At 72.4% G+C, this 23,654-nt stretch carries 21 protein-coding genes; 5 read left to right on the top strand and 16 right to left on the bottom strand.

The window, feature by feature from the left end; translation table 11 throughout:
- The first annotated feature begins 50 nt into the window (after positions 1 to 50).
- Positions 51 to 1,664, top strand: coding sequence for a protein kinase (locus tag ABZT04_RS34540; protein ID WP_356061286.1), 1,614 nt, complete (start codon positions 51 to 53; stop codon positions 1,662 to 1,664).
- Positions 1,665 to 1,726: 62 nt separating this feature from the next.
- Here ABZT04_RS34540 and ABZT04_RS34535 read toward each other — a convergent pair whose 3' ends face one another.
- On the bottom strand, positions 1,727 to 2,266 hold the full coding sequence (locus ABZT04_RS34535) for a bacterial proteasome activator family protein (protein WP_356061284.1): 540 nt from the start codon (positions 2,264 to 2,266) through the stop codon (positions 1,727 to 1,729).
- A gap of 154 nt (positions 2,267 to 2,420) precedes the next feature.
- Between ABZT04_RS34535 and ABZT04_RS34530 the strand changes: the two genes are divergently transcribed.
- The gene (locus ABZT04_RS34530) at positions 2,421 to 3,032 is read left to right on the top strand and encodes a hypothetical protein (RefSeq protein WP_356061282.1); all 612 of its coding nucleotides are present in this window, start codon (positions 2,421 to 2,423) and stop codon (positions 3,030 to 3,032) included.
- 755 nt (positions 3,033 to 3,787) lie between these two features.
- Here the strand turns inward: ABZT04_RS34530 and ABZT04_RS34525 are convergent.
- The 7 genes from ABZT04_RS34525 to pdhA are packed head-to-tail and all read right to left on the bottom strand — an operon-like array spanning position 3,788 to position 11,776.
- The gene (locus ABZT04_RS34525; protein WP_356061280.1) at positions 3,788 to 4,768 is read right to left on the bottom strand and encodes an NAD(P)H-quinone oxidoreductase; all 981 of its coding nucleotides are present in this window, start codon (positions 4,766 to 4,768) and stop codon (positions 3,788 to 3,790) included.
- 46 nt (positions 4,769 to 4,814) lie between these two features.
- Positions 4,815 to 5,909, bottom strand: coding sequence for a potassium channel family protein (locus tag ABZT04_RS34520; RefSeq protein ID WP_356061278.1), 1,095 nt, complete (start codon positions 5,907 to 5,909; stop codon positions 4,815 to 4,817).
- Complete coding sequence (locus ABZT04_RS34515; RefSeq protein WP_356061275.1) at positions 5,906 to 7,273, bottom strand: molybdopterin molybdotransferase MoeA; 1,368 nt, start codon at positions 7,271 to 7,273, stop codon at positions 5,906 to 5,908. The genes ABZT04_RS34520 and ABZT04_RS34515 overlap by 4 nt, the downstream gene beginning before the upstream one ends.
- On the bottom strand, positions 7,270 to 8,211 hold the full coding sequence (locus ABZT04_RS34510) for an NTP transferase domain-containing protein (protein WP_356061273.1): 942 nt from the start codon (positions 8,209 to 8,211) through the stop codon (positions 7,270 to 7,272). The genes ABZT04_RS34515 and ABZT04_RS34510 overlap by 4 nt, the downstream gene beginning before the upstream one ends.
- Before the next feature lie 54 nt (positions 8,212 to 8,265).
- Positions 8,266 to 9,639, bottom strand: coding sequence for a dihydrolipoamide acetyltransferase family protein (locus ABZT04_RS34505; RefSeq protein WP_356061271.1), 1,374 nt, complete (start codon positions 9,637 to 9,639; stop codon positions 8,266 to 8,268).
- Positions 9,639 to 10,643, bottom strand: a complete 1,005-nt coding sequence (locus ABZT04_RS34500; protein WP_356061269.1) for an alpha-ketoacid dehydrogenase subunit beta — start codon at positions 10,641 to 10,643, stop codon at positions 9,639 to 9,641. The genes ABZT04_RS34505 and ABZT04_RS34500 overlap by 1 nt, the downstream gene beginning before the upstream one ends.
- Positions 10,640 to 11,776, bottom strand: coding sequence for a pyruvate dehydrogenase (acetyl-transferring) E1 component subunit alpha (gene pdhA, locus ABZT04_RS34495; protein WP_356061267.1), 1,137 nt, complete (start codon positions 11,774 to 11,776; stop codon positions 10,640 to 10,642). Before pdhA ends, ABZT04_RS34500 begins: the two co-directional genes overlap by 4 nt.
- A 189-nt stretch (positions 11,777 to 11,965) precedes the next feature.
- Here pdhA and ABZT04_RS34490 point away from each other — a divergent pair, with 189 nt between their 5' ends.
- Positions 11,966 to 12,451, top strand: coding sequence for an Lrp/AsnC family transcriptional regulator (locus ABZT04_RS34490; RefSeq protein ID WP_356061329.1), 486 nt, complete (start codon positions 11,966 to 11,968; stop codon positions 12,449 to 12,451).
- 6 nt (positions 12,452 to 12,457) lie between these two features.
- Here ABZT04_RS34490 and ABZT04_RS34485 read toward each other — a convergent pair whose 3' ends face one another.
- Together ABZT04_RS34485 and ABZT04_RS34480 are read right to left on the bottom strand one after the other, a co-directional pair.
- Positions 12,458 to 13,048 (bottom strand): TetR/AcrR family transcriptional regulator, encoded by a 591-nt coding sequence (locus ABZT04_RS34485; protein WP_356061265.1) that lies wholly within the window; start codon positions 13,046 to 13,048, stop codon positions 12,458 to 12,460.
- On the bottom strand, positions 13,045 to 14,559 hold the full coding sequence (locus tag ABZT04_RS34480; RefSeq protein WP_356061263.1) for a 3-hydroxyacyl-CoA dehydrogenase: 1,515 nt from the start codon (positions 14,557 to 14,559) through the stop codon (positions 13,045 to 13,047). The genes ABZT04_RS34485 and ABZT04_RS34480 overlap by 4 nt, the downstream gene beginning before the upstream one ends.
- A gap of 160 nt (positions 14,560 to 14,719) precedes the next feature.
- Between ABZT04_RS34480 and paaN the strand changes: the two genes are divergently transcribed.
- A complete protein-coding gene (paaN, locus tag ABZT04_RS34475) occupies positions 14,720 to 16,411 on the top strand; it encodes a phenylacetic acid degradation protein PaaN (RefSeq protein WP_356061261.1) in 1,692 nt (563 codons plus the stop codon).
- Positions 16,412 to 16,419: 8 nt separating this feature from the next.
- On the opposite strand, the gene ABZT04_RS34470 is transcribed toward paaN, so the two are convergent.
- Genes ABZT04_RS34470 through ABZT04_RS34460 form a run of 3 tightly spaced genes read right to left on the bottom strand, consistent with a single transcriptional unit; the run spans position 16,420 to position 19,240 of the window.
- Positions 16,420 to 17,178: a TrmH family RNA methyltransferase gene (locus ABZT04_RS34470; RefSeq protein WP_356061259.1), complete on the bottom strand. Its 759-nt coding sequence runs from the start codon at positions 17,176 to 17,178 to the stop codon at positions 16,420 to 16,422.
- Positions 17,175 to 18,398, bottom strand: a complete 1,224-nt coding sequence (locus ABZT04_RS34465) for an HTTM domain-containing protein (protein WP_356061257.1) — start codon at positions 18,396 to 18,398, stop codon at positions 17,175 to 17,177. The genes ABZT04_RS34470 and ABZT04_RS34465 overlap by 4 nt, the downstream gene beginning before the upstream one ends.
- Positions 18,395 to 19,240, bottom strand: a complete 846-nt coding sequence (locus ABZT04_RS34460) for a DUF5819 family protein (RefSeq protein WP_356061255.1) — start codon at positions 19,238 to 19,240, stop codon at positions 18,395 to 18,397. Before ABZT04_RS34460 ends, ABZT04_RS34465 begins: the two co-directional genes overlap by 4 nt.
- Before the next feature lie 403 nt (positions 19,241 to 19,643).
- On the opposite strand from ABZT04_RS34460, the gene ABZT04_RS34455 reads away from it, so the two are divergent.
- Positions 19,644 to 20,786: an acyl-CoA dehydrogenase family protein gene (locus ABZT04_RS34455; RefSeq protein ID WP_356061328.1), complete on the top strand. Its 1,143-nt coding sequence runs from the start codon at positions 19,644 to 19,646 to the stop codon at positions 20,784 to 20,786.
- A gap of 33 nt (positions 20,787 to 20,819) precedes the next feature.
- Here ABZT04_RS34455 and ABZT04_RS34450 read toward each other — a convergent pair whose 3' ends face one another.
- The 3 genes from ABZT04_RS34450 to ABZT04_RS34440 all read right to left on the bottom strand — a co-directional run bounded on the left by ABZT04_RS34450 (position 20,820) and on the right by ABZT04_RS34440 (position 23,654).
- On the bottom strand, positions 20,820 to 21,149 hold the full coding sequence (locus ABZT04_RS34450) for a rhodanese-like domain-containing protein (protein WP_356061327.1): 330 nt from the start codon (positions 21,147 to 21,149) through the stop codon (positions 20,820 to 20,822).
- A 14-nt stretch (positions 21,150 to 21,163) separates the two neighbouring features.
- Complete coding sequence (locus tag ABZT04_RS34445; protein WP_356061325.1) at positions 21,164 to 22,009, bottom strand: J domain-containing protein; 846 nt, start codon at positions 22,007 to 22,009, stop codon at positions 21,164 to 21,166.
- Positions 22,010 to 22,244: 235 nt separating this feature from the next.
- Positions 22,245 to 23,654, bottom strand: coding sequence for a DUF2252 domain-containing protein (locus tag ABZT04_RS34440; protein ID WP_356061253.1), 1,410 nt, complete (start codon positions 23,652 to 23,654; stop codon positions 22,245 to 22,247).

Here is a 23,654-nt window from a genome sequence, read left to right as displayed (position 1 = left end):
GGGAATGGCACATTCGATCACCGAACCGGCGCCGATGGGGGACACGGGACATGAGTCAGGACGGCGCACAGGGCCGGTATACGGGCCGCGCGCTCGCGGGCGGCCGCTATCAGCTCCGCGACCTGCTCGGCGAGGGCGGCATGGCCTCCGTGCACCTCGCGTACGACTCCGTGCTCGACCGCCAGGTCGCGATCAAGACGCTCCACACCGAACTCGGCCGGGAACAGGCCTTCCGCGAGCGCTTCCGCCGCGAGGCCCAGGCCGTGGCCAAGCTCACGCACACCAACATCGTCTCGGTCTTCGACACCGGCGAGGACGCGCTCGACGGCTCGACGATGCCGTACATCGTCATGGAGTACGTCGAGGGCCGCCCGCTCGGCTCCGTACTCGACGAGGACGTACGGCAGTTCGGCGCGATGCCCGCCGACAAGGCGCTGAAGATCACCGCGGATGTGCTGGCCGCGCTGGACATCAGCCACGAGATGGGCCTGGTCCACCGGGACATCAAGCCGGGCAACGTCATGATGACCAAGCGCGGGGTCGTCAAGGTCATGGACTTCGGCATCGCGCGTGCCATGCAGTCCGGGGTCACCTCGATGACCCAGACCGGCATGGTCGTCGGCACCCCGCAGTACCTCTCGCCGGAGCAGGCGCTCGGCCGGGGCGTGGACGCGCGCAGCGACCTGTACTCGGTCGGCATCATGCTGTTCCAACTGGTCACCGGGCGGCTGCCGTTCGACGCGGACTCGCCGCTGGCCATCGCGTACGCGCATGTGCAGGAGGAGCCGGTCGCGCCCTCCTCGATCAACCGTTCCCTGCCGCCGGCCGTGGACGCGCTGGTCGCCCGCGCCCTGAAGAAGAACCCGAACGAGCGCTTCCCGAACGCCGAGTCCATGCGCGACGAGTGTCTGCGGGTGGCCTCCTCGCTGCACGCGGCGGCCCCGAGCATCGTCCCGGGCACCCCCGCGCAGAGCGGCTCCGGCGTCGGCTCCGCGGTGTTCCCGCCGGTCGACCAGTCGGCCCCGGCACCCACCGGCCCGGTCCAGACGCCGTACCAGCCGGGTCCCTACGGCGGCACTCCGGCGCCCTCACCGGCGTACGGCTATCCGCAGCAGTCGGGCTACCAGACGCCGGCCTCGGCCGGGTTCGGGCAGCAGGGCATCTCGACGCCGCCGCCGTACAACCTCGCTCCGCAGCCCGCGGCGGGCGGCGGCAGGAGCAGCAAGCCGGTGATCATCGGCTCGGCCGTCGTCGCGGTGGTCGCGGTCGGCGCCCTGATCGTCGCCCTGTCGCTGAACAACGGCAGTGGCGACGACGCGAAGGGTGGCGGCGGCAGCGCGAGCGCGAGCACCTCGGCGACCGCGGTCGAGGGCCACCGTGACGGCGACACGACGAAGACGATCGAGACGACCGCGTGCACGGAGCCGGAGGAGTCGTACAACGACCCCAGCCAGATCCAGGTCCCGAACTTCCAGTTCAAGTACATCGACTCGGTCAAGTCCTGCCTGCAGGCCGCGGGCTGGAAGGTGAAGACCAAGAGCGAGGACGAGAACACCTACGGCCAGGGCACGGTCATGGACCAGTTCCCGGCGGCCGGCACGGACGTGGACCCCAAGAAGATGCCCGAGATCCAGTTGGGTGTGTCGACGGGCAACCCGTCCTGATCCCGTGATGTGGAAGGGCCCGGCAGCGACCGCTGCCGGGCCCTCTGGGTATCTAGGGGTGTCTACAGGTACGGGCCGCCCACACGTCCGGCGCCCGGCGGACCCTCCTCGCCGCCGTCACCGACGCCCGGCGGCAGGGCCCGGCGCATCTGCTCCAACTGGGCCCGCGCGGCCATCTGCTGGGCGAACAGCGTGGTCTGGATCCCGTGGAAAAGTCCCTCCAGCCAGCCCACCAACTGGGCCTGCGCGATGCGCAGTTCCGCGTCGCTGGGGATCGCGGTGTCCGTGAAGGGCAGCGAGAGCCGCTCCAGCTCCTCGACGAGCTCCGGCGCCAGGCCGTCCTCCAGCTCCTTCACCGAGCTGGCGTGGATCTCCTTCAGCCGCACCCGGCTCGCCTCGTCGAGAGGAGCCGCCCGCACCTCCTCCAGGAGCTGCTTGATCATGCTGCCGATCCGCATGACCTTGGCGGGCTGTTCCACCATCTCCGTCACCGGGATCTCGCGGGAGTCCTCGTCCCCGGTGCCACCGAGCGCCATTCCGTCCTGGCCCACGACCAGGATCTGAGGCTTCTCCGGTGACCTTTCGTTCCTCGGCATCTCCATGCCGCCATTGTCTCGCACCCGTACACCTCCCCACCCTGGTGCCCCCCCTCCTGGCGTGATCCACCGTTTGCCCGAACCCGGAATGCCTCCGAGCCCGCCCGGTGTGACGCTGGTTCCGTCGATCTTGCCGCCTCTGCTCGGGAGGGTCACGGACGTGACTCCATGGCTACGCACTACGGGACTGCTGCTCGTGCTGGGCACGGGGGCGGTGGTGAATCCGTACGGGGGGCCTTCGGCGTACGGCGTGGAGGCGGGGGCCGCAGGGACCGCCGGGGGCGGTCACGTCGAGGCCACGCCCCCCGCATCCGCATCCGCCTCCCCTCTGAGGCCCGCCTCAGGTCCGGACCCTGCTCACGCCCCCACGCATGTCCCCGCTCATGCCTCCGCCGAGCCCTCCCGTGCGGGAAGCAGGGCGGGTGAAGGCCGGGAACGTCCGGGGCGAAGCGCGGAGCCGACCAAGAACGAGGACGAGGACGAGGGCGGAGGGACCAGCGAGGACCCGGCCGGTCTGGAGGCGGACGAGGGCGACGAGGGTGGCCGCTCGGCCGGTCCGGTAGCCGCCGACTCCGCGTCACCCCAGGAGACGGCGCAGGTCACGGGGCAGAAGCCGGGGGTCACACCGTCCCCGCCCGCGCACCAGTCCGTCACCCACGCCGAGGACCCCACCGAGCCGGTGTTGCGGATCCTGCCGCTGGGCAGCGGCCTGGTCCTCATCGGGCTGGGCTTGGGCCTCGCCTTCATCGGCTTGCGGGTGCGGCGGGGCTAGCTGGGGCCGGGGGCCGGTCGGCGGAGCGGGTCGCAGGAGAGCAGTGGGGAGTGATCGGCTCCGGTGAGCGGAGCCTGGTGCGTGCGGCTGCGAAGCGGCGGAGGCGGTGACAGCCGCGGCTGCCGCCGCTGGCGAGTCGATGGGGCGAGCCGACGACCTACGACAACACCGCGGATGCGGGCACTTGGCCCCGCATACACGGCGCCGATAGCCGGGGCCGGGGGGGTCGGCCGGCCGAGCAGGTCGCAAGAGAGCATTGGCGACTGATCAGCCCGGTGAGCGGGGCCTGAGGCGTGCGGCTGCTAGGCGGCGGAGGCGTCGACAGCAGCGGCTGCCGCGCGGGCAACGCGATGGGGCGCGCCAACGACCGACGACAACATCGGGGATGCGGGCATCAGGCCCCGCGTTCGCGGCCTGATTCCTATCGGCCTGCGGGTACCGCGGGGCTAGCCGGGGCCGGTCCGGTGGAGCGGGTCGCAGGCAAGCAGCGCTGACTGATCGGTCCCGGTGAGCGGGGCCTGAGGCGTGCGGCTGCCGCCGCGAGCGACGCGACGGGGCGAGTCGGCGACCTACGACAACACCGCGGATGCACGCACCACGCCCCGCATCCGCGGCCTGATCCCTGTCGGGCCTGCGCGCGCGGCCCGGCTAACCGGGGCGAGGGCCGGCCGACCAGGTCGCAGGCAAGCAGCGGCGGCTGATCGGCCCCGCCTCTGCGGCCTGGTCCGCCGGATCGGCCCCAGCCGGCATCAGGCCTACGGCGCGACGAGCAGCACCTTTCCGATGTGGCCGCTGTCTTCGACCACCTGGTGCGCGCTCGACGCGTCGCTCATCGGCAGCTCCCGGTCGACGACCGGGCGGACGTGGCCGGCGTCGATCAGTGGCCAGACGTGCTCGCGTACGGCCGCGACGATGGCCGCCTTCTCGGTGAGCGGGCGGGCCCGCAGGGAGGTCGCGCTGATCGCGGCCCGCTTGCCGAGGAGGGCGGCGATGTTCAACTCGGCCTTGATGCCGCCCTGCATCCCGATGATCGCGAGCCGGCCGTTGACGGCGAGGGTCTGGACGTTGCGGTCCAGGTACTTGGCGCCCATGTTGTCGAGGATGACGTCGGCGCCGGAGCCGCCGGTGGCCCGCGCGATCTCGGCGACGAAGTCCTGCTCGCGGTAGTTGATCAGGATGTCGGCGCCGAGCTCGGCGCAGAAGTCGAGTTTCTCCTTGGTGCCGGCCGTGACGGCGACCTTGGCGCCGACGGCCTTGGCGAGCTGGATCGCCATGGTGCCGATGCCGCTGGAGCCGCCGTGCACGAGCAGGGTCTCGGCGGGGCGGAGGTGGGCGACCATGAACACGTTCGACCAGACCGTGCAGACCACCTCGGGCAGCGCGGCGGCCTGCTTGAGGTCGACCCCCTGGGGCACCGGCAGCAGTTGTCCGGCCGGCACGGCGACCTTCTCGGCATAGCCGCCGCCCGCGAGCAGCGCGCACACCTCGTCGCCGACCGACCATCCGGACACCCCGGGGCCGACCTCGATGATCCGGCCGGAGCATTCGAGGCCGGGGTAGACGGACGCGCCGGGCGGTGGGTCGTAGAAGCCCTGGCGCTGCATGATGTCGGCACGGTTGACGGCGGTGGCCACCACCTGAACGAGTACTTCGCCCTCGCCGGGTACCGGATCGGGGACCTCGTCCCACACCAGCGCCTCGGGCCCACCAGGTTCGGAAATCGTGATCGCATGCATGGGCCCGACGCTACTCCTCGTCATACGTCCGCCCGCCGAATGTGGGTCACTCCGGCAACGGCCGGGTGTCCGGCGCGACCTGCGAGCCCGGTGACACTCGCACGATGGTGATGAGCCGGTCGGTGAGCTGAAGCGTTCCGACGGCCGGGTCGTCGTAGCCGAGCACCCGGTGTCCGCGGACGACGCTCACCACCAGGTCGTCCGTCTCGCGCGGTGTTCTGCCCACCTCCGCCTTTATGACGGGCCGCTCGGTCATGTCGAGCCCGCTGCCCTGCTGGATGAGGTCCTCCATCACCATGCCGGCGGCGGGGCTGAGCACGGACAGACCCAACAGCCGGCCGGCCGCGCTGGCGCTGGTGATGACGGCGTCGGCGCCGGACTGCTTGAGCAGCGGCGCGTTCTCCTCCTCGCGCACCGCGGCCACGATCTTCGCGGAGCGATTGAGCTGCCGGGCCGTGAGGGTCACCAGGACGGCCGTGTCGTCGCGCTGTGTCGCGATGATGATCTGCCGCGCCTTGTGCACCTCGGCCCGCTTCAGGACCTCGCTGCGGGTGGCGTCCCCGACGACTCCGACATAGCCCTCGCTGCTCGCCGCCTCGATCGCCTTCGCGCTGGGGTCGACCACGACGACCTGTTCCTTCTTCAGCCCCGTCGCGCACACGGTCTGGATCGCGGACCGCCCCTTCGTGCCGAAGCCGATGACGACGGTGTGCTCCCGCAACGTGGACCTCCAGCGGTTCAGACGCCATTCCTCCCGCGTACGTTCGGTGAGGACCTCAAGAGTGGTGCCGACCAGCACGATCAGGAACAGCACACGCAGCGGCGTGACGACGAGGATGTTGGTGAGCCGAGCGCCGTCACTGACCGGGGTGATGTCGCCGTAGCCGGTGGTCGAGAGGGTGACCGTGGCGTAGTACAGCGCGGCAAGGAAGTCGACCGAGCCGTCCGAGTTGTCGTTGTAGCCCTCGTGGTCGGCGTAGACGATCAACGCGGTGGTGACCAGCAGGAACAGGGCGATGGACAGCCGCTTGGCAACCTGCTGGAAGGGGTGCTCAACCACCTTCTTCGGGAGTTCCACCCGATGGGGCACGAGATGTTCGTCCGCCTGGCGGGCGATCGCATCATGGCCCGGTTGTTTCACGTGAAACACACCCCGATCCCGGCGGCCGCCCAGGGCAGGTCGATCAGTTCGGTCTGCTCTCCCTGCCGGGCTCCACCCGGTGGTACGACCGCGAGCGCGTCGGCCGCCGCGATACCGCGCAGCATGGCCGGACCGTTGTAGTGCAGCGGGACGGCACAATCGCCCCGCAGAACGGCGGGGACGAGCCGGGTGTCGTACGGGTGCCCGTGCACCGCGTCCTGGAGGGGCAGCGCGTACGGCTCGGGGGCGGGGTGCGCCGAGAGGGTCCGCAGCAGCGGTTCGGCGAGGGTGAGCAGACCGGAGACCGCGGCGAGGGGGTTGCCGGGCAGGCCGACGAGGTACTGGTCGTCCTTGATGCGCGCCAGCAGCATGGGGTGGCCGGGGCGCACCTTGACGCCGTCCACGAGGAGTTCGGCGCCGATGCCGCGCAGGGTGGGGTGGACGTGGTCGACCGGACCGGAGGCGGTGCCACCGGTGGTGACGATGAGGTCGGCGGTGCTGCCCGTGATGGCCTTGCGCAGCGCCTTCGCATCGTCGCGGAGCCGGCGGACGGCGGTGACCTCGGCGCCGAGCGCACGCAGCCAGGGCGGCAGCATCGGGCCGAGCGCGTCCCGGATGAACCCGTCGCGGGGCAGCCCCTCGGTGAGCAACTCGTCGCCCAGGATGAGGACTTCGACCCGGGGACGGGGTACGGCGGTGAGGGTGTCGTACCCGGCCGCCGCGGCGAGGCCGAGCACCGCCGGGGTCACCAGGGTGCCGCCGGGCAGCAGATGGTCACCGCTGCGGCACTCCTGGCCACGCGGGCGGATGTCCTGACCGTGTCCGACGTCCCGGGCCGCGTGCAGGCGGCCCTTCTCGTCGGTGCGGCCGTGCTCGCTGCGGATGACGGCGGTTGCGTCGGTGGGGACCCGGGCACCGGTCGCGATCCGCACGGCCTCGCCGTCGCTGAGCGGCTCCGACTGCGCGTGTCCGGCGAGCACACCTTCCTCGCGTACGTCCCAGGGACCGGGCCCGGCGACCGCCCAGCCGTCCATCGCGGAGGTGTCGAAGGAGGGCAGGTCACTCAGGGCGACGAGGGGCGCGGCCAGGACGAGGCCGAGGGCGGCGTCTAGGGCCACCGAGACGGGGGCGCGGCGCCCACCGGACCGTGCGGCACGTGCGGCGACGGCACGGGCCTCGGGCCAGGGGGTGGCTCGGTGCCCTGACTCCGGTGCGCGGGGTGCGCCGGGGGCTTGGGGGGTGCCCTGCGGGGGCTCGGTGGGGCCGCCGGTGCTGCCTTCGTTCACGAGGGCGAGTACCTCCTCGACATCGAGGTCCTCGACGTCCTGGGCGTGCTCGCCGGTGTGCGTGCCGCGCGCGGTCATCCGGCGGCGTCCGGACCGGGGGCGTCGGACGGGGCCTCCGGCTTGGCCTCAGGGGTCTCCTCGTCCGCCCAGCGCAGCGCGAGGGCGGCGGCCTTGCGGGCCGCCTCGGCGACGGCTTCGGGGCCGCCCCTGCCCTGCGCCGCCGCGTAGCCGACCAGGAAGGTGGTCAGCGGGGCGGCGGGCCTGGCCACTCCGTGCGCGGCGTCGCGGGCGAGGTCGAGCAGGATGCCGGTGTCGACGTCCAGGTCGATGCCCAGTTCGTCCTTGACTGCGGAAATCCATTCATCCAACACGTGCCCATGCTCCCTGATGCGTGCCCTGGCGGTGGCGAGGTCGTCCCAGGTGTCGCAGTCGAAGGACGCGACGGGGTCGGGGACGCGGGTGAGATCGAGTGCGGCGGTCAGCCGGCGCAGGGGCAGTCCGGTGAGGCTGCCGCCCGCGGCGGAGCCGCTGATAGATGCGGCGGTGGTGAGTGCGGTGAGTTCTCGGCGGAGGGCCGGGGCGCGGTAGGCGGCCACGAGCGGCTGGTCGCGTCCGTCGGCGTCGGTGAGCAGGACGCCTTCGGCGCCGCCGGTCCGCAGGGCGGTCAACAGCCGCCGTACGGTGGCCACTTCGAGGAAGGGCAGGTCGGCGGAGAGGACCACGACGGCGTCGGCCGTGGTGTGGCGCAGGCCGGCGTCGAGCGCGGCGACCGGGCCCGCGCCGGGCGGGTCCTCGCGGGCCCAGCGCACCGGCCGGGGAGTGGGTCGGGGGTCGGCGACCACGACGGTGGTCCCGGCGTCGGCGCAGGCGGTGAGCACCCGGTCGAGCAGGGCCCGGCCACCCACCCGCAGTCCGGGCTTGTCGGCGCCACCGAGCCGCCGGGCTGCACCGCCGGCGAGTACGACGGCGTCGTACGCGGCGGCGGGCGTGGGGTCGGGGGGCTCGTGCGCGGTCACCCTCCGAGTATGCGTCCCACCCTGATCACAGGGAACGTGTGCGGGCCGCCGTGATCACAGGTTGCGCAACAGCACCGCCGGCTGTTCCACACAGTCCGCCACATACCGCAGGAAGCCGCCCGCCGTGCCGCCGTCGCACACCCGGTGGTCGAAGGTGAGCGAGAGCTGGACGACCTGGCGCACCGCCAACTCGCCCTCGTGCACCCACGGCTTGGGGACGATCCGGCCGACGCCGAGCATGGCCGCCTCGGGGTGGTTGATGATCGGCGTGGAGCCGTCGACGCCGAACACCCCGTAGTTGTTCAGCGTGAAGGTTCCGCCGGTGAGATCGGCGGGCGTCAGCGTGCCGGCCCGGGCCGACTCGGTGAGCCGGGCGAACTCCGCGCTCAGCGCCTCCGCGTCACGTGTGTGGGCGTCCCGTACGACCGGCACGACGAGGCCGCGTTCGGTCTGGGCGGCGAAGCCGAGGTGGACCCGGTCGAACCGGACGACCTCCCGCGCGTCCATGTCCACGCTGGAGTTGAGGTCGGGGTAGCGGGCCAGCGCGGCCGTGCAGATCCGGGCGAAGAGCGCCAGGACGGAGACCTTCGGCCCCGCTACGGCGTTCATGGCCGCGCGGGCGCGCATCAGTTCCGTGGCGTCGGCGTCCACCCAGCAGGTCGCGTCGGGGATCTCGCGGCGACTGCGGGAGAGCTTGTCGGCGACGGCACCGCGGATGCCGCGGAGGGGGGTGCGGGTGACTCCGTCGCTGACGGCGGTGGTGACTCCGTCGGTGAAGGTGGTGGTGGTCGTGGCGGTGGGGGGCGCGGCCGGGGCGGTGGGGACCGTTGCCGGAGGGAGGAGTGTCGCCTCCTGTGCGGTCGCCTCCTGCGCCGCCGCCGCGCGGAGCGCCTTCTCGACGTCCGCCCGCAGGATCAGCCCGTCCCGCCCTGAACCGGTCAATTCCCTCAGTTCCAGGCCGTTCTCCCGCGCGAGCCGTCGTACGAGGGGCGAGATGACGGGTACGGGACCGTCGCCGCGACTGCCTGTCCCGGCGGCGGGGGCGTCCGCCACCGAGGTCACGACATCCGCCGCCATCCGCCGCACCCTGCGCCGCCGCGCCGGAGGCGCCCCGGTGCCGTAACCCACCAGCACGTTCCCCGAGCCCTCGGTCTCGGTACCGGTCTCCGGGTCGGCGGCCGGTGCCCCCACCGCGACCGTCAACAGGGGGGCGCCGACGGGCAGTTCGGTGCCCTCCTCGCCGAAGCGGGCCGTGACCACGCCGCCGTAGGGGCAGGGGACCTCGACCATCGCCTTGGCCGTCTCGACCTCGACGACCGGCTGGTCGATGGCGACGACATCGCCGACCTGGACCAGCCAGCGCACGATCTCCGCCTCGGTCAGGCCCTCGCCGAGGTCGGGAAGCTTGAACTCCAGTACCTGTGCCATCAGTTCTCGGCCTCCCACTGCAGGCGGCCCACGGCGTCCAGGATCCGGTCGACGCCGGGCAGGTGGTGCCGCTCCAGCATCGGCGGCGGATACGGGATGTCGAACCCGGCGACGCGCAGTACCGGCGCCTCCAGGTGGTGGAAGCAGCGCTCCGTGACGCGGGCCGCGATCTCCCCGCCCGGGCCGCCGTAGCCGCCCGACTCGTGGACGACGAGGGCGCGGCCGGTACGCCGTACCGACGCGCACACCGTCTCGTCGTCGAAGGGCACCAGGGAGCGCAGGTCGACGACTTCGAGGTCCCAGCCCTCGGCCCGGGCCGCCTCGGCGGCTTCGAGGCAGACGGGCAGGGACGGGCCGTAGGTGATGAGCGTGGCGCTGCGGCCGGGGCGGCGCACGACCGCGCGGCCGATCGGTTCGACCGGTGACGGGTCGTCGGGGTTCCAGGAGTCCTTCGACCAGTACAGGCGCTTGGGCTCCAGGAAGACGACCGGGTCGTCGGAGGCGATGGCGGCGCGCAGCAGGCCGTAGGAGTCGGCGACCGTGGCGGGGGTGACGACATGGAGGCCCGGGGTCGCCATGTAGTACGCCTCGGAGGAGTCGCTGTGGTGCTCGACGCCGCCGATGCCGCCGCCGTAGGGGACGCGGATGGTGATCGGGAGGGGCATGGCGCCGCGGGTGCGGTTGCGCATGCGGGAGACGTGGCTGATCAGTTGCTCGAAGGCCGGGTAGGCGAACGCGTCGAACTGCATCTCCACGACCGGGCGCAGGCCGTACATCGCCATGCCGACGGCCGTGCCGAGGATGCCGGCCTCGGCGAGCGGGGTGTCCGTGCAGCGGTCCTCGCCGAACTCCTTGGCGAGTCCGTCGGTGACCCGGAAGACTCCGCCGAGGATGCCGACGTCCTCGCCCATGACGTGCACGGTGGGGTCGGCCGCCATGGCGTCGCGGAGCGCGCGCGTGAGGGCCTGCGCCATGGTGGCGGGCTTGAGGGCGACGGTGGTCATGAGTGCGTCCCCTCCCGCTCGGCCGCGAGCTCCGCCGCCAACTGTTCGCGCTGTTCGCGCAGTTGGGGAGTGGGTTCGGCATACACATCGGCGAACAGGTCCATGGGGTCGAGCACCGGGTCCTGGTTCATGTGCGCGCGCAGTTCGGCGGCCACGGTGTCGGCGGCGTCGCGCGCGGCCCGGATGCCGTCGTCGTCGATGAGCCCGCGCTCGGTCAGCTCGTGCTCCAGGAGGGCGATCGGGTCGTGCGCGCGCCAGGTCTCGACCTCGGTGTCGCCCCGGTAGCGGGTGGCGTCGTCGGCGTTGGTGTGGGCCTCGATGCGGTAGGTGATCGCCTCGACGAGCGTGGGACCGCCGCCCTCGCGCGCGTGCCGTACGGCGTCGGCCAGGACCTCGTGCACGGCGACCGCGTCGTTGCCGTCGACCAGGCGGCCGGGCATGCCGTAGCCGACGGCCTTGTGGGCCAGCGACGGGGCCGCGGTCTGCTTGGCGAGCGGGACGGAGATCGCGAAGCCGTTGTTCTGGACGAGGAAGACGACCGGGGCCTGCCAGACGGCGGCGAAGTTCAGCGCCTCGTGGAAGTCGCCCTCGCTGGTGCCGCCGTCGCCGACCATGGCGAGCGCGACCACGTCGTCGCCCTTGAGGCGGGCCGCGTGGGCGAGGCCCACGGCGTGCGGCAACTGGGTGGCGAGCGGGGTGCACAGCGGGGCGATGCGGTGCTCGCGCGGGTCGTAGCCGGTGTGCCAGTCGCCGCGCAGCAGGGTGAGGGCCTGCACGGGGTCGAGGCCGCGGGCGACGGCGGCGAGCGTGTCGCGGTAGCTGGGGAAGAGCCAGTCCTGCTCCTCAAGGACCAGCGCGGCGGCGACCTCGCAGGCCTCCTGGCCGGTGCTGGAGGGGTACACGGCGAGTCGGCCCTGCTTGGTGAGGGCGGTGGCCTGCGCGTTGTACCGGCGGCCGCGCACCAGCTCGGCGTAGAGCCGGCGCAGCAACGCGGGGTCTGCCTGGGCGGCCGCATCGGTGCCGAGCACGCGGTACGGCGCGGCGTCGGGCAGCAGCGGCGCGGGGTCCGTGCGCGGCTGCCAGGCGGGCGGCGGTGTGGGCCGGTAGGCACCCCGCTGCTCCATGACCGTCATGACGGCACCTCCTCGTGGGAGTGGCTCGGAGAGGCGCCTCGGACGTTCGGCGTCTCCCTACCGATTGTTCGGTCGTCGGCGCATTTTGGCTACAGGCACCTCCGGGCTGTGGACAAACGGTTCTCCACAACCTGAAATGAACGCAGTACGTCCATGGTAGGGAGGCGGGGGGACATGGCACCTGAACAAATGGCCGAGGGCCCGGAGGCCGGCAGCGCCCTGCCGCCCCCGCGTCCGCTCGACGCCATCGATCAGGACATCCTCCAGATGCTCCAGGCGGACGGCCGCGCGTCGATAAGGTCGGTCGCCGAACGCGTGCATGTCTCCCGCGCCAACGCCTACGCGCGGATCAACCGCCTCATCGAGGACGGTGTCATCCGCGGCTTCGGCGCCCGCGTCGACCACGAGCGGGCGGGTCAGGGCACGTCGGCGTACATCACCCTGAAGATCGTGCAGAACTCCTGGCGCACGGTCCGCGAGCAGCTCAGGCTGCTCCCCGGCGCCTCGCACATCGCGCTGGTGGGCGGCGACTTCGACGTCCTGCTGCTGGTGCACACACCGGACAACAGGGCGCTGCGCGAGCTGGTGCTCACCCGGCTCCAGGCGATCCCCGAGGTGCTCAGCTCGCGCACCCTGCTGGTCTTCGAGGAGGAGGACCTGGAGCCCCAGAGCTGACCTGACTCAGCTCTGGCTGCGCAGCCCGGAGAACACCAACCGGGCCACCGCGTCGGTCACTTCGCGCTCGCCCATGCCCCGGCTGTCGGGCCGGTACCACTCCACGATGGAGTTGATCATCCCGAAGACGAGCCGGGTCGCGAGCCGTACCTCCACGTCACCGCGCACCTCGCCGTCCGCCGCCGCGGCCTTCAGCAGATCGGCCACCCGGTGGTCGAAGTCGCGGCGCCGCTCCAGGGCCCACCGCTCGGTGTCGGTGTTGCCGCGCACCCGCAGCAGCAGCGTCACGTACGGCAGCTCGGAGGTGAGCACCTCCACCATGCGCCGTACGACGTACTCCAGCCGCTCGACGGCGCGCCCCACGCGCGCGTGCTCCTCGTCGAGGATCCCGAAGAGGCCGTCCAGGGCGCGGCTGACGGCGCGGCGCAGCAGCTCCTCCTTGCCCGTGACGTGGTGGTAGATCGACGACTTGGAGATACCGGCCGCCTTGGCGAGGTGCTCCATGGAGGTGCCGTCGTAGCCGCGCTCGATGAAGACCTGGACGGCCACGGAGAGCAGGGTCTCCGGGGTGTACGAATCGCGCTTGGCGGTGGTCATGGGGTGCCCTCCCGCTTCTCGGTGGCGTACGCGTGGCGGTAGAGCGCGAGGGACGGCGCGTACCGTCCCGACGGATCACGCAGGTGCAGGTCGTCCAGGAGGTCGTAGGCCCAGCTCCGGCCGAGCCTGCGGCTCCATTCGAACGGGCCCAGAGGGTAGTTGACGCCCAGGCGCATCGCGGTGTCGATGTCCTCCTCGGTGGCGACGCCCTTGGCGACGGCGTCGTGCGCCAGGTCGACGATCCGGGCCACCGTGCGGGCGACGATCATCCCGGGGGCGTCGCCGATGAGGCTGACGTCCTTGCCAAGCGCCTGGAAGAGGCCGATCGCCTCGGAGAGGGTCTGCGACGCGGTGTCCTGGGAGGCGGACAGGGCGATGCGGCCGGCCCTGCGGTAGTCGAGGGCGAGGTCGAAGTAGACGACATCCCGGAACTCGACGGAGGTCTGTCCGTCGGCGAGCGCCAGTTGGCCGCCGCCGGGCAGCACCATGCGCGTGCCGTGGTCCTCTTCCTCCTCGCGGACGACGATGCCCGCCTCGCGGATCAGCGCGGCCAGCTCGGCGGCCGGGCCCAGGTCGCCCTCGACGACGACGTACGCGGGCGCCTGGGCCGGTTCCGCGGTGTGCGGCTCGGGCCGCTCGGCGTCGTCGCCGTGGTCGTACCAGCCGTGCCCCGTCTTGCGGCCGAGGCGCCCGGACTCGACGAGGCGGCGCTGGGCGAGCGAGGGCGTGAAGCGCACGTCCTGGAAGAAGGACTGCCACACGGAGTGCGTGACCGACTCGTTGACGTCCTGCCCGATGAGGTCGGTCAGTTCGAAGGCGCCCATCCTGAAGCCGCCGGACTCGCGCAGCACCGCGTCGATGGTGGCCGGGTCGGCGGCCTGCGCCTCGTAGACCGCGAAGGCCTCGGCGTAGAAGGGCCGGGCGATGCGGTTGACGATGAAGCCGGGGGTGTCCGCGCAGGCCACCGGGGTCTTGCCCCAGGCGCGCGACATCTCGTACGCGCGCGTGGCCGACGTGACGTCGGTGGCGAACCCGGAGACGACCTCGACGAGCGGCAGCAGCGGGGCCGGGTTGAAGAAGTGCAGGCCCACGAAGCGGCCGGGGTTGCGCAGGGCGCCGCCGATGGCCGTCACCGACAGGGACGAGGTGTTGGTGGCGAGCAGACAGTCCTCGCCGACGACGTCCTCCAGGTCGCGCATCAACTGCTGTTTGACGTCCAGCCGCTCCAGTACGGCCTCGACGACCAGGGTGCAGTCCGCGAGGTCGGCCAGCGCCTCGGCGGGCAACAGACGGTCGCGTGCCGCGTCCCGGTCGGCGGCGCCGAGCCGGTCCTTCTCGACCAGCCGGTCGAGGCGGCCGCAGATCGCGGCGGCGGCGTCCTCGGCCCGCCCCGGGACGGAGTCGTAGAGCCGCACGACGTGGCCCGCGGCCAGCGCGACCTGGGCGATGCCCTGGCCCATGGTGCCGGTGCCGACGACGGCCACGGGGCTGCTGAGGTCCAGTGCTGTCATGTGCGCGATCCTCCCGCACGGGGTTTTCCACAGATGCGGCGGACCCCCTTGTCCCGACCGATCGTTCGGTTACTCTAACTCTGACCGCCTGTTTCCGCCCATGTTTCTGCCCAGGTCATGAACTCGCAGACGAGTTCTTGAGACGAGGAGTTGGTCCCGCATGGCCGCCGAACCGACCGCGCACGAGCTGATCGCCCGGCACCGGCCCACACTCGACCAGGCGCTGGAAGCCATCCGCACGCGCGCGTACTGGTCCCCGCACCCCGAGCACCCGAAGGCCTACGGCGAGCACGGCAGCCTGGACGCGGCGGCGGGCAAGGCCGCCTTCGACGCGCTCCTGGGCACCCGCCTCGACCTCGGCCAGCCCGGCACGGACGACTGGGTGGGCGGCGAGGTGTCGCCGTACGGCATCGAGCTGGGCGTGACGTACCCGCACGCGGATCTCGACGTCCTGCTGCCGGCCATGCGCACCGGGCAGCGGGCCTGGCGGGACGCGGGCGCGGAGGTGCGTGCCGTGGTCTGTGTGGAGATCCTCAAGCGGATCAGCGACCGGACGCACGAGTTCGCCCACGCGGTCATGCACACCAGCGGCCAGGCCTTCATGATGGCGTTCCAGGCGGGCGGCCCGCACGCCCAGGACCGCGGTCTGGAGGCGGTGGCGTACGCGTACGCGGAGCAGGTCCGCACGCCCGGCACCGCGGAGTGGACCAAGCCCCAGGGCAAGCGCGACCCGCTCGTGATGGACAAGCGGTTCACCCCGGTGCCGCGCGGCACCGCCCTGGTCATCGGCTGCAACACCTTCCCGACGTGGAACGGCTATCCGGGCCTGTTCGCCTCCCTCGCCACCGGCAACGCGGTCCTGGTGAAGCCCCACCCGCGCGCGGTGCTGCCGCTCGCGCTCACGGTGCGGATCGCCCGCGAGGTGCTCGCCGAGGCCGGTTTCGACGCGAACCTGGTGGCGCTGGCCGCCGAGCGCCCCGGTGAGGGCATCGCCAAGACGCTCGCCACCCGCCCCGAGATCCGGATCATCGACTACACGGGCTCGACCGGCTTCGGCGACTGGCTGGAGGCCAACGCCCGCCAGGCGGAGGTCTACACGGAGAAGGCCGGCGTCAACACGGTGGTCGTGGAGTCGACCGACGACTACAAGGGGATGCTGTCCAACCTGGCGTTCTCCCTGTCGCTGTACAGCGGCCAGATGTGCACCACCCCGCAGAACCTGCTGATCCCCCGGGACGGCATCCGCACCGAGGACGGCCCCCGGTCCTACGACGAGGTCGTCGCCGACCTCGCGCGGTCCGTGGACGGCCTCCTCGGCGACGACGTCCGCGCGAACGGCCTGCTGGGCGCGCTCGTCAACCCGGACGTGAAGGCCCGCCTGGAGGCGGCTTCCGGACTCGGTGAAGTCGCCCTCGCCTCACGGGAGATCAGCAACCCGGACTTCCCGGACGCGGTCGTCCGCACCCCGGTGATCGTGAAGCTGGACGGAGCCAAGCCTGACGACGAGGCCGCCTACATGAGCGAGTGCTTCGGACCGGTCTCCTTCGCCGTCGCCGTCGACTCGGCATCCGACGCCGTGGAGCTGCTGCGGCGCACGGTCCGTGAGAAGGGCGCGATGACGGTCGGCGCGTACACCACCGACGAGGAGGTCGAGCGGGCCGTCGAGGAGGTCTGCCTGGAAGAGGCCGCCCAGCTCTCGCTGAACCTGACCGGCGGGGTGTTCGTCAACCAGACGGCCGCGTTCTCCGACTTCCACGGCTCGGGCGGCAACCCGGCGGCCAACGCGGCGCTGTGCGACGGCGCGTTCGTGGCCAACCGCTTCAGGGTCGTCGAGATCCGCCGGGACGCGTAAGCGGTGTCCTAGGAGACGAGCGGCGCGCCCCCGGTGGCACTCCAGTGGTACAGCGTCATGGCCACACTGGTCGCGAGGTTGTAGCTGGAGACCTGGGGGCGCATCGGCAGCGCCACCAAGTGGTCGGTACGCGCGCGTAGTTCGGCCGACAGTCCGCTGCGCTCGGAGCCGAAGGCGAGCACCGCGTCGTCCGGCAGCTTCAGCGCGCGAATGTCGTCGCCCTCCGGATCCAGGGCGAACACCGGCCCAGGGGGTAGCTCTTCCACGGTCAGCCGCTCCACGGCGGTCGCGAAGTGCAGCCCGGCCCCGGCGCGCACGACCGTCGGATGCCAGGGGTCGAGCGTCCCGGTGGTGACGACACCGGTCACCCCGAATCCGGCGGCGAGCCGGATCACGGCCCCGGCGTTGCCCAGGTTGCGCGGGTTGTCGAGGACCACGACGGGCGCGCTGCGGGGCGTGTGCCCGAGCCGCGCCAGGTTGACCTCGCGCGCGGGGCGTACGGCCAGGGCGGCCACGGCGGTGGGGTGGGGACGCGGCACGAAGGACCGGTAGACGTCCTCCGGGACCTCGGTCAGCAGCGCGTCCAGGGTCTCCCGTACATCGGGGGCCAGCTCACTGGCGAGGGCCAGGGCGGCCGGCCGGTCCGTGGTGACCGCCATCGGGACCTCGGCCCCGAAGCGCAGCGCGTGCTTGAGCGCGTGGAAGCCGTCGAGCAGCACGGAGGCGTCGGCGAGCCGGTGCCAGGCGGCCGCTACGGGGTCGGTCATGCCGTGAAGCCTACGTGTGTGTGCTCGGGGTCCTCCGGCCCGCGCGGCTCCTCCAGGGGCCGCCCCGGGGGCGTAGGACCACCGCCCTTGACCAGCCGCCCACGCGCGCGTGCCACCCGTCCGCCCAGCCTGCGCAGGAACGACGTCGGCAGGAAGACGGCGTCCGTCGCGATCATCGCCAGGGAGAAGAACGGCAGCCCCAGGACCACGGCGATCACCGCGTGCTCGGTCATCATCAGGGCCAGCAGGACGTTCTTGACGCGCCGGTTGAAGAGCGTGAACGGGAAGGCGACCTGCACGATCACGGTCCCGTAGGTCACCAGCATGACCATCGTGCCGTTGCCGGCCAGCAGGTCGGCGAGGGCGGGCCAGGGCGAGAAGTAGTCGAGGTGGAGCGGGTAGTAGACGGCCGTGCCGTCCTGCCAGCGGGAACCCTGGATCTTGTACCAGCCGGCCGTCGCATAGATCAGACAGGCCTCGCTCGCGATCACGAACAGGGCGCCGTTGTGGATCACGTTCGCGACGACATCGAGCAGCACCCTGGGCTCGTACGACTTCGCGTACCGCCCGACCGCCCACCACAGGGCCTGCGCCAGCCACACGCCCCACAGGAGCACCGGCACGAACAGGGCGCTGTCGAACCGGCTGCCCGCCGTCACCGCGACGAGCGCGGCGCCGAGCACGACCCACAGCACGGGCCCGACCCGATCCGGAATCCGCTCCCCACGCGCGCGTGCCTCCCGTATGCGCAGGGTCCGGCGCGCGTCGAGGGACCAGACCTGGCCGCAACGGGTGAACACCAGGTACAGGGACATGAGGTGCAGGACGTTGTCGCCGCCGTCGCCCATGAAGACGCTGCGGTTCTGCAGCGAGAGGACACCGACCATGAACAGCACGGACATGGTGCGGGTGCACCAGCCCACCAGCAGCAGGACGCTCGCCAGCACGGCCAGCGCGTACACCGTCTCGAACCAGAACTGCCCGTCCGACCACATCAGGGCCGTGAAAGCGCCGTTGTCCGCGATCAGTTGCCGGGCGAGGTCCCAGCTCCACGGTCCATCGGGGCCGTACAGCTCCTGGCGGTGCGGCAGTTCGCGCAGCAGGAACAGCAGCCAGGTCGCGGCGAAGCCGATCCGGATCACGGCGCTCTGGTAGGGGCCGAGGGCCGACTCGGTGACGCGGGAGATACCGCGCGAGACGGTCGGGGCGAATCCGCTCACCGGGCACCTCCCGCGGCCTCGTCCGCCGGCACCGGCCACCACGGCAGCACGCGGTACTCGGGGGTGGTCGACACCTTCTCGTCACTCCACTCGGGCGGGGGCACGTTGGTGGTGCGGGAGCGGATCTGGACGCGCTGGACGACACCGCCCTGCCCGGCCGCGTGGTCCCGGCCCAGGCGCAGCACGACGATGCGCCGCAGATACGTCTCCGCGAGCGTGCCGCGCAGGCCCACCGGGCGGTTGTCGCCGTCATGCGTGGCGGTGAGGAAGTCCCAAGCCCGGCGGAGTTCGTTCTGCTCGGTGTGGCTCGGCAGCGGATTGCCGTCGATGGCCGCGCCGTCCTCGGCCGACAGGTCGTACCAGCCGGTCGTACGGGTCGAGCCGTCGGCGGTACGGACGTCCGCGCGGACCTCGACCTCGATGTTCTGCTGCAACGGGTTCGGCGCGAACAGCTTCCAGTTCTGCTCGAACTCCGGGTAGATCCATTCGTCGATCGCCGTGCCGTGCTGCTTCGTCACCGTGTTCGACGGCGCGACATGCAGGAACACCATCCCGAGATGGACGAGCGCGGCGACCGCGACGACCGCGACCGCCAGCGCGGCACCGACCTGATAGCGCAGGGACAGCGCGGCGACTCCGATACGGGCGTCGGGGTACGCGGGGTCGTCCGAGGAGGCCGGCGGCTGCGGCTCGGGCGAGGGCGGCGACGGGGAGGCGTGCGGGGGCTGCTGGGCGGGCACGTGCGGACCATCGGGGGCGGAGGACGGGCGCGGGCCCTCGCCCGCGGAGGCAGGCGTCCGCTCCCCCTCGGGGGCGTTCGAGCCTCCGTCGTTCGCGTCCATTCCGCCCCGTCTCCGATTCCCGTCGGTCTTCCGGCCACCGTTCCCGCCCGGCCGGAGGGCCCCGCGGCGCTCCACGCCTACCGCGCCCCGCTGTCGCACGGAACGGTACTCAGGCGCACGCCCCGGGCACAGTGCTCCGCCTCACAGGCCACACACGTTGTCCACAGCGGCTGCCCGCAGGTTATCCACAGCCGTTGACACCTCTCCTCGGCGCATCCCACCATGACACAACGGGACCGAACGATCGGTCGGCCAACCCGTGCCCGGACAGCGGATACCCATGGCGCACACCCAGGAGGTGCGACCGTTCCCTTCTTCTAGAACCTGTTCTATCTTGACGCTCCGTCAGATCCAGTCGGACGCCCGGCCGTTGGCCGGTGTGCGTGCGGGAGGGCAGGGGACCGTGGACTTCACCTTCAGCGAGGAGCAGCGGGCGGCGGCCGAGGCGGCGGCGGGGGTGTTCGCCGATGTCGCACCGGACGGGGTGCCCAGTCCGGCGGACACCACGGGCGCCGTCGCCGACGACTTCGACCGGGCGCTGTGGGCCAGGCTCGCCGACGCGGACCTGCTGAGCCTGCTGCTCGACGAGGCGTACGGCGGAGCGGGCCTGGACGCCGTCGCCCTGTGCCTGGTGCTGCGGGAGTCCGCGAAGGTGCTGGCCAGGGTGCCGCTCCTGGAGAGCAGCGCGGCCGCGGCGGCCGTACAGGCCTACGGCGGCGAGGAGTTGAGGTCCGCCCTGCTCACCCGGGCCGGCCGCGGCGACCTCGTGCTGACCGTGGCCGCGCACGGCCGTACCGGCCACGACCCGGCCGAACTCGCCGTGACCGCACGGCGGGACGGCGACCGGTGGCTGCTGGACGGGATACAGACGGCGGTGCCCTGGGCGCACAACGCGGACCTGGTCGTCGTACCGGCACACACGGCCGACACGGACGCCGACCGCACCGTCCTCGCGCTGGTCGCCCCGGACCGGGAGGGCGTCGTACTCGCCGAGCAGATCTCCACCACCGGCGAGCGGCTCGGCGAACTGCGCCTGGAATCCGTGCCGGTCGCGAGGGTCGACGTCATCGACGCCGACGGCGCCTGGGAGTGGCTGCGCGATCTGCTGACCGCCGGCACCTGCGCGCTGGCCCTCGGGCTCGGTACGGCCGTACTGCGCATGACCGGCGAGTACACCAGCAAGCGGGAGCAGTTCGGGTTCCCCGTCGCGACCTTCCAGGCCGTCGCCGTACAGGCCGCCGACCGCTACATCGACCTGCGCGCGATGGAGGCCACCCTGTGGCAGGCCGCGTGGCGCATCGCCTCGGGCGCACCGGGCGCGCTGCCCGCCGCCGCGGACCTGGCCGTGGCGAAGATCTGGGCCTCGGAGGGGGCACGACGGGTCGTGCAGACCGCGCAGCATCTGCACGGCGGGTTCGGCGCCGACACCGAGTATCCGCTGCACCGGTACCACGCCTGGGCCAAGCACCTGGAACTGTCGCTCGGCCCGGCGGCGGCACACGAGGAGGCACTGGGAGACCTGCTGGCGGCCCACCCGCTCGGCTAGGCGCCCAATTGCTCCCGACAGCTACGGCTACAGCTACAGCACGAAGCCCGGCTGACCCTCGTCCGTGACGACGGGTCGGCCGGCCGCCGCCCACACCTGCATGCCGCCATCCACGTTCACCGCGTCGATGCCCTGCTGGGTCAGATACATCGTGACCTGGGCCGAGCGCCCGCCGGAGCGGCAGATCACGTGGACCCGGCCGTCCTGAGGCGCGGCCTCGGTCAACTCGCCGTACCGGGCCACGAATTCACTGATGGGGATGTGCAGCGCCCCCGTGGCATGACCGGCCTGCCACTCGTCGTCCTCGCGGACGTCCAGCAGGAAGTCGCCGTCCTTGAGGTCTCCGACCTCGACTGTGGGCACACCAGCTCCGAAACTCATGGCCCGACGCTACCCGACGGGCCTTCCGACGCGTGCGGCTGTCCGAGCAGCGTCGCCAGCTCCGCCTCCCGCTCGGCGACCTGGGCGAGCAACTGCTCAGCGATCTCCTCGAGGAGACGGTCCGGGTCGTCCGGGGCGATCCGGAGCATGGAGCCGATGGCGCCCTCCTCCAACTCCCGGGCGACGAGCGTGAGCAGTTCCTTGCGGTGGGCGAGCCACTCCAGGCGGGCGTACAGCTCTTCGCTGGGGCTCGGGCCGCGCTCCGCCGGGGCCGGTCCCGCGGCCCACTCCTCGGCCAGTTCCCGCAGCAGCGGGGCGTCGCCGCGGCTGTAGGCGGCATTGACCCGGGTGATGAACTCCTCACGGCGCTTGCGCTCGTCGTCGTCCTGCGCCAGGTCGGGGTGGGCCTTGCGGGCCAGCTCGCGGTAGAGCTTGCGGGCCTCCTCGCTGGGGCGCACCCGCTGCGGGGGCCGTACCGGCTGGTCCGTGAGCATCGCCGCGGCCTCCGGGAACAGGCCGTCGCCGTCCATCCAGCCGTGGAACAGCTCCTCGACCGCGGGCATCGGCATCACCCGTGCCCGGGCCTCGTCCGCCCTGCGGATGTCCTCGGGATCGCCGGTGCGGGCGGCCATGGCCTCGGCGATCCGCGCGTCCAGCTCGTCGAGCCGGGAGTACATCGGGCCGAGTTTCTGGTGGTGCAGCCGGGAGAAGTTCTCGACCTCGATGCGGAAGGTGTCCACCGCGATCTCGTACTCGATCAACGCCTGCTCGGCGGCGCGCACGGCCCGCTCCAGCCGCTCCTCGGGCCGGGGCGCCGCTCCGTCCCCGGTGCCCTCGCTCACGGAACCGTCGCCCGCCGCGGCTCCACCGGCGGACGGCGCCTCGGCACCCGTCTGCTCCGGCGCCGGTTCACCAACGGGCGCGGACTGGGTCTGCTCAGCTTCCGGGGTCGTCACCCGACCAGCGTAGGCCACGGCCCGACCGGCGACGGGGCATCGGCCGAGCCGGTGCCCGGGAAGGCGCGGAGGCGGACCGTACGCCCGTCTCCCCGCCCCCGCCCCGCCGCCCGCGCGCCGCCTACACCCCCAGCTCCGCCGCGATCCGACCCGACCGCACCGCCGCCACCAACTCCGCGTGGTCCGCCTCGGTGCGGTCGGCGTAGGCGACGGCGAAGGTGGCTATCGCCTCGTCCAGCTCGTCCTTCTTGCCGCAGTAGCCGGCGACCAGGCGCGGGTCGGCGCTGTGCGCGTGGGCGCGGGCCAGGAGGGCGCCGGTCATCCGGCCGTAGTCGTCGATCTGGTCGGCGGCGAGGGCGGCCGGGTCGACGCTGCCCTTGCGGTTGCGGAACTGCCGTACCTGGAACGGCAGTCCGTCGACCGTCGTCCAGCCCAGCAGGATGTCGCTGACGACCTGCATCCGCTTCTGCCCGAGCACCACCCGCCGGCCCTCGTGCGCGACCGGCGGCGCGTCGAACCCGGCGGTCAGCAGATGCGGCACCAGCACCGAGGGTCGGGCCTCCTTCACCTGGAGGACGAGCGGTTCTCCGCGATGGTCCAGGAGCAGCACGACGTACGACCGGGTACCCACGCTGCCCGTGCCGACGACGCGGAAGGCGACGTCGTGCACCGTGTGCCGGGCGAGCAGCGGGAGGCGGTCCTCGGAGAGCGTGTCCAGATACTCCTCCAGGGCCGCCGCCACCGCCGCGGCCTCCTCGTCCGGGATCCGGCGCAGCACCGGCGAGGCGTCGACGAAGCGGCGCCCGCCGTCCTCGGCCGCCTCGGTCGACCTGGCCGCGAACTTTCCGCTGGTGTTGCCCCGCGCCTTCTCGGAGACCCGCTCCAGGGTGCCGAGCAGGTCCCGGGCGTCGGCGTGCGAGACCAACTCCTCGTCCGCGATGGCGTTCCACGCGTCCAGCACCGGGAGCTTCGCCAGCAGTCGCATGGTGCGGCGGTAGGAACCCACCGCGTCGCGCGCCGCCGCACGGCAGGTGTCCTCGTCCGCACCCGCCTCCCGGCCCGCGAGGACCAGCGAGGCGGCGAGCCGCTTGAGGTCCCACTCCCAGGGGCCGCGCACGGTCTCGTCGAAGTCGTTCAGGTCGATGACCAGGCCGCCGCGGGCGTCGCCGTACAGGCCGAAGTTGGCCGCGTGGGCGTCGCCGCAGATCTGGGCGCCGATCCGGGTCATGGGGGTGCGGGCGAGGTCGTAGGCCATGAGGCCGGCCGAACCGCGCAGGAACGCGAAGGGCGTGGCCGCCATCCTGCCCACCCGTATCGGAGTGAGCCCCGGGATGCGGCCGCGGCCCGACTCCTCGACCGCGGTCACCGCGTCGGGGCGGGATCCGTCCAGGTCGAGAGCGGCGTGCGCGCTGCGCGGGACACTCTCCCGCAGCGCCTTCCCCTCTTCCTTGGGCGACCCCTCCACGGGCCACGCGGCGAAGCCCCGCACCCCGGGCAGCCTGCGCCCCACACCGATTCCGGCCTCGGTCAT

Source organism: Streptomyces sp. NPDC005492 (genome assembly GCF_040605995.1).
Taxonomy (GTDB): Bacteria; Actinomycetota; Actinomycetes; order Streptomycetales; family Streptomycetaceae; genus Streptomyces.
This window is presented reverse-complemented; position numbering and strand designations above follow the sequence as displayed.

What these genes read in the sequence shown, in the direction of transcription:
- ABZT04_RS34540 (WP_356061286.1), top strand. Translation starts at nt 51, where the DNA reads ATGAGTCAGGACGGCGCACAGGGCCGGTATACGGGCCGCGCGCTCGCG.
- ABZT04_RS34535 (WP_356061284.1), bottom strand. Translation starts at nt 2,266, where the DNA reads ATGGAGATGCCGAGGAACGAAAGGTCACCGGAGAAGCCTCAGATCCTG.
- ABZT04_RS34525 (WP_356061280.1), bottom strand. Translation starts at nt 4,768, where the DNA reads ATGCATGCGATCACGATTTCCGAACCTGGTGGGCCCGAGGCGCTGGTG.
- ABZT04_RS34515 (WP_356061275.1), bottom strand. Translation starts at nt 7,273, where the DNA reads ATGACCGCGCGCGGCACGCACACCGGCGAGCACGCCCAGGACGTCGAG.
- ABZT04_RS34505 (WP_356061271.1), bottom strand. Translation starts at nt 9,639, where the DNA reads ATGGCACAGGTACTGGAGTTCAAGCTTCCCGACCTCGGCGAGGGCCTG.
- ABZT04_RS34500 (WP_356061269.1), bottom strand. Translation starts at nt 10,643, where the DNA reads ATGACCACCGTCGCCCTCAAGCCCGCCACCATGGCGCAGGCCCTCACG.
- pdhA (WP_356061267.1), bottom strand. Translation starts at nt 11,776, where the DNA reads ATGACGGTCATGGAGCAGCGGGGTGCCTACCGGCCCACACCGCCGCCC.
- ABZT04_RS34490 (WP_356061329.1), top strand. Translation starts at nt 11,966, where the DNA reads ATGGCCGAGGGCCCGGAGGCCGGCAGCGCCCTGCCGCCCCCGCGTCCG.
- ABZT04_RS34485 (WP_356061265.1), bottom strand. Translation starts at nt 13,048, where the DNA reads ATGACCACCGCCAAGCGCGATTCGTACACCCCGGAGACCCTGCTCTCC.
- ABZT04_RS34480 (WP_356061263.1), bottom strand. Translation starts at nt 14,559, where the DNA reads ATGACAGCACTGGACCTCAGCAGCCCCGTGGCCGTCGTCGGCACCGGC.
- paaN (WP_356061261.1), top strand. Translation starts at nt 14,720, where the DNA reads ATGGCCGCCGAACCGACCGCGCACGAGCTGATCGCCCGGCACCGGCCC.
- ABZT04_RS34470 (WP_356061259.1), bottom strand. Translation starts at nt 17,178, where the DNA reads ATGACCGACCCCGTAGCGGCCGCCTGGCACCGGCTCGCCGACGCCTCC.
- ABZT04_RS34460 (WP_356061255.1), bottom strand. Translation starts at nt 19,240, where the DNA reads ATGGACGCGAACGACGGAGGCTCGAACGCCCCCGAGGGGGAGCGGACG.
- ABZT04_RS34440 (WP_356061253.1), bottom strand. Translation starts at nt 23,654, where the DNA reads ATGACCGAGGCCGGAATCGGTGTGGGGCGCAGGCTGCCCGGGGTGCGG.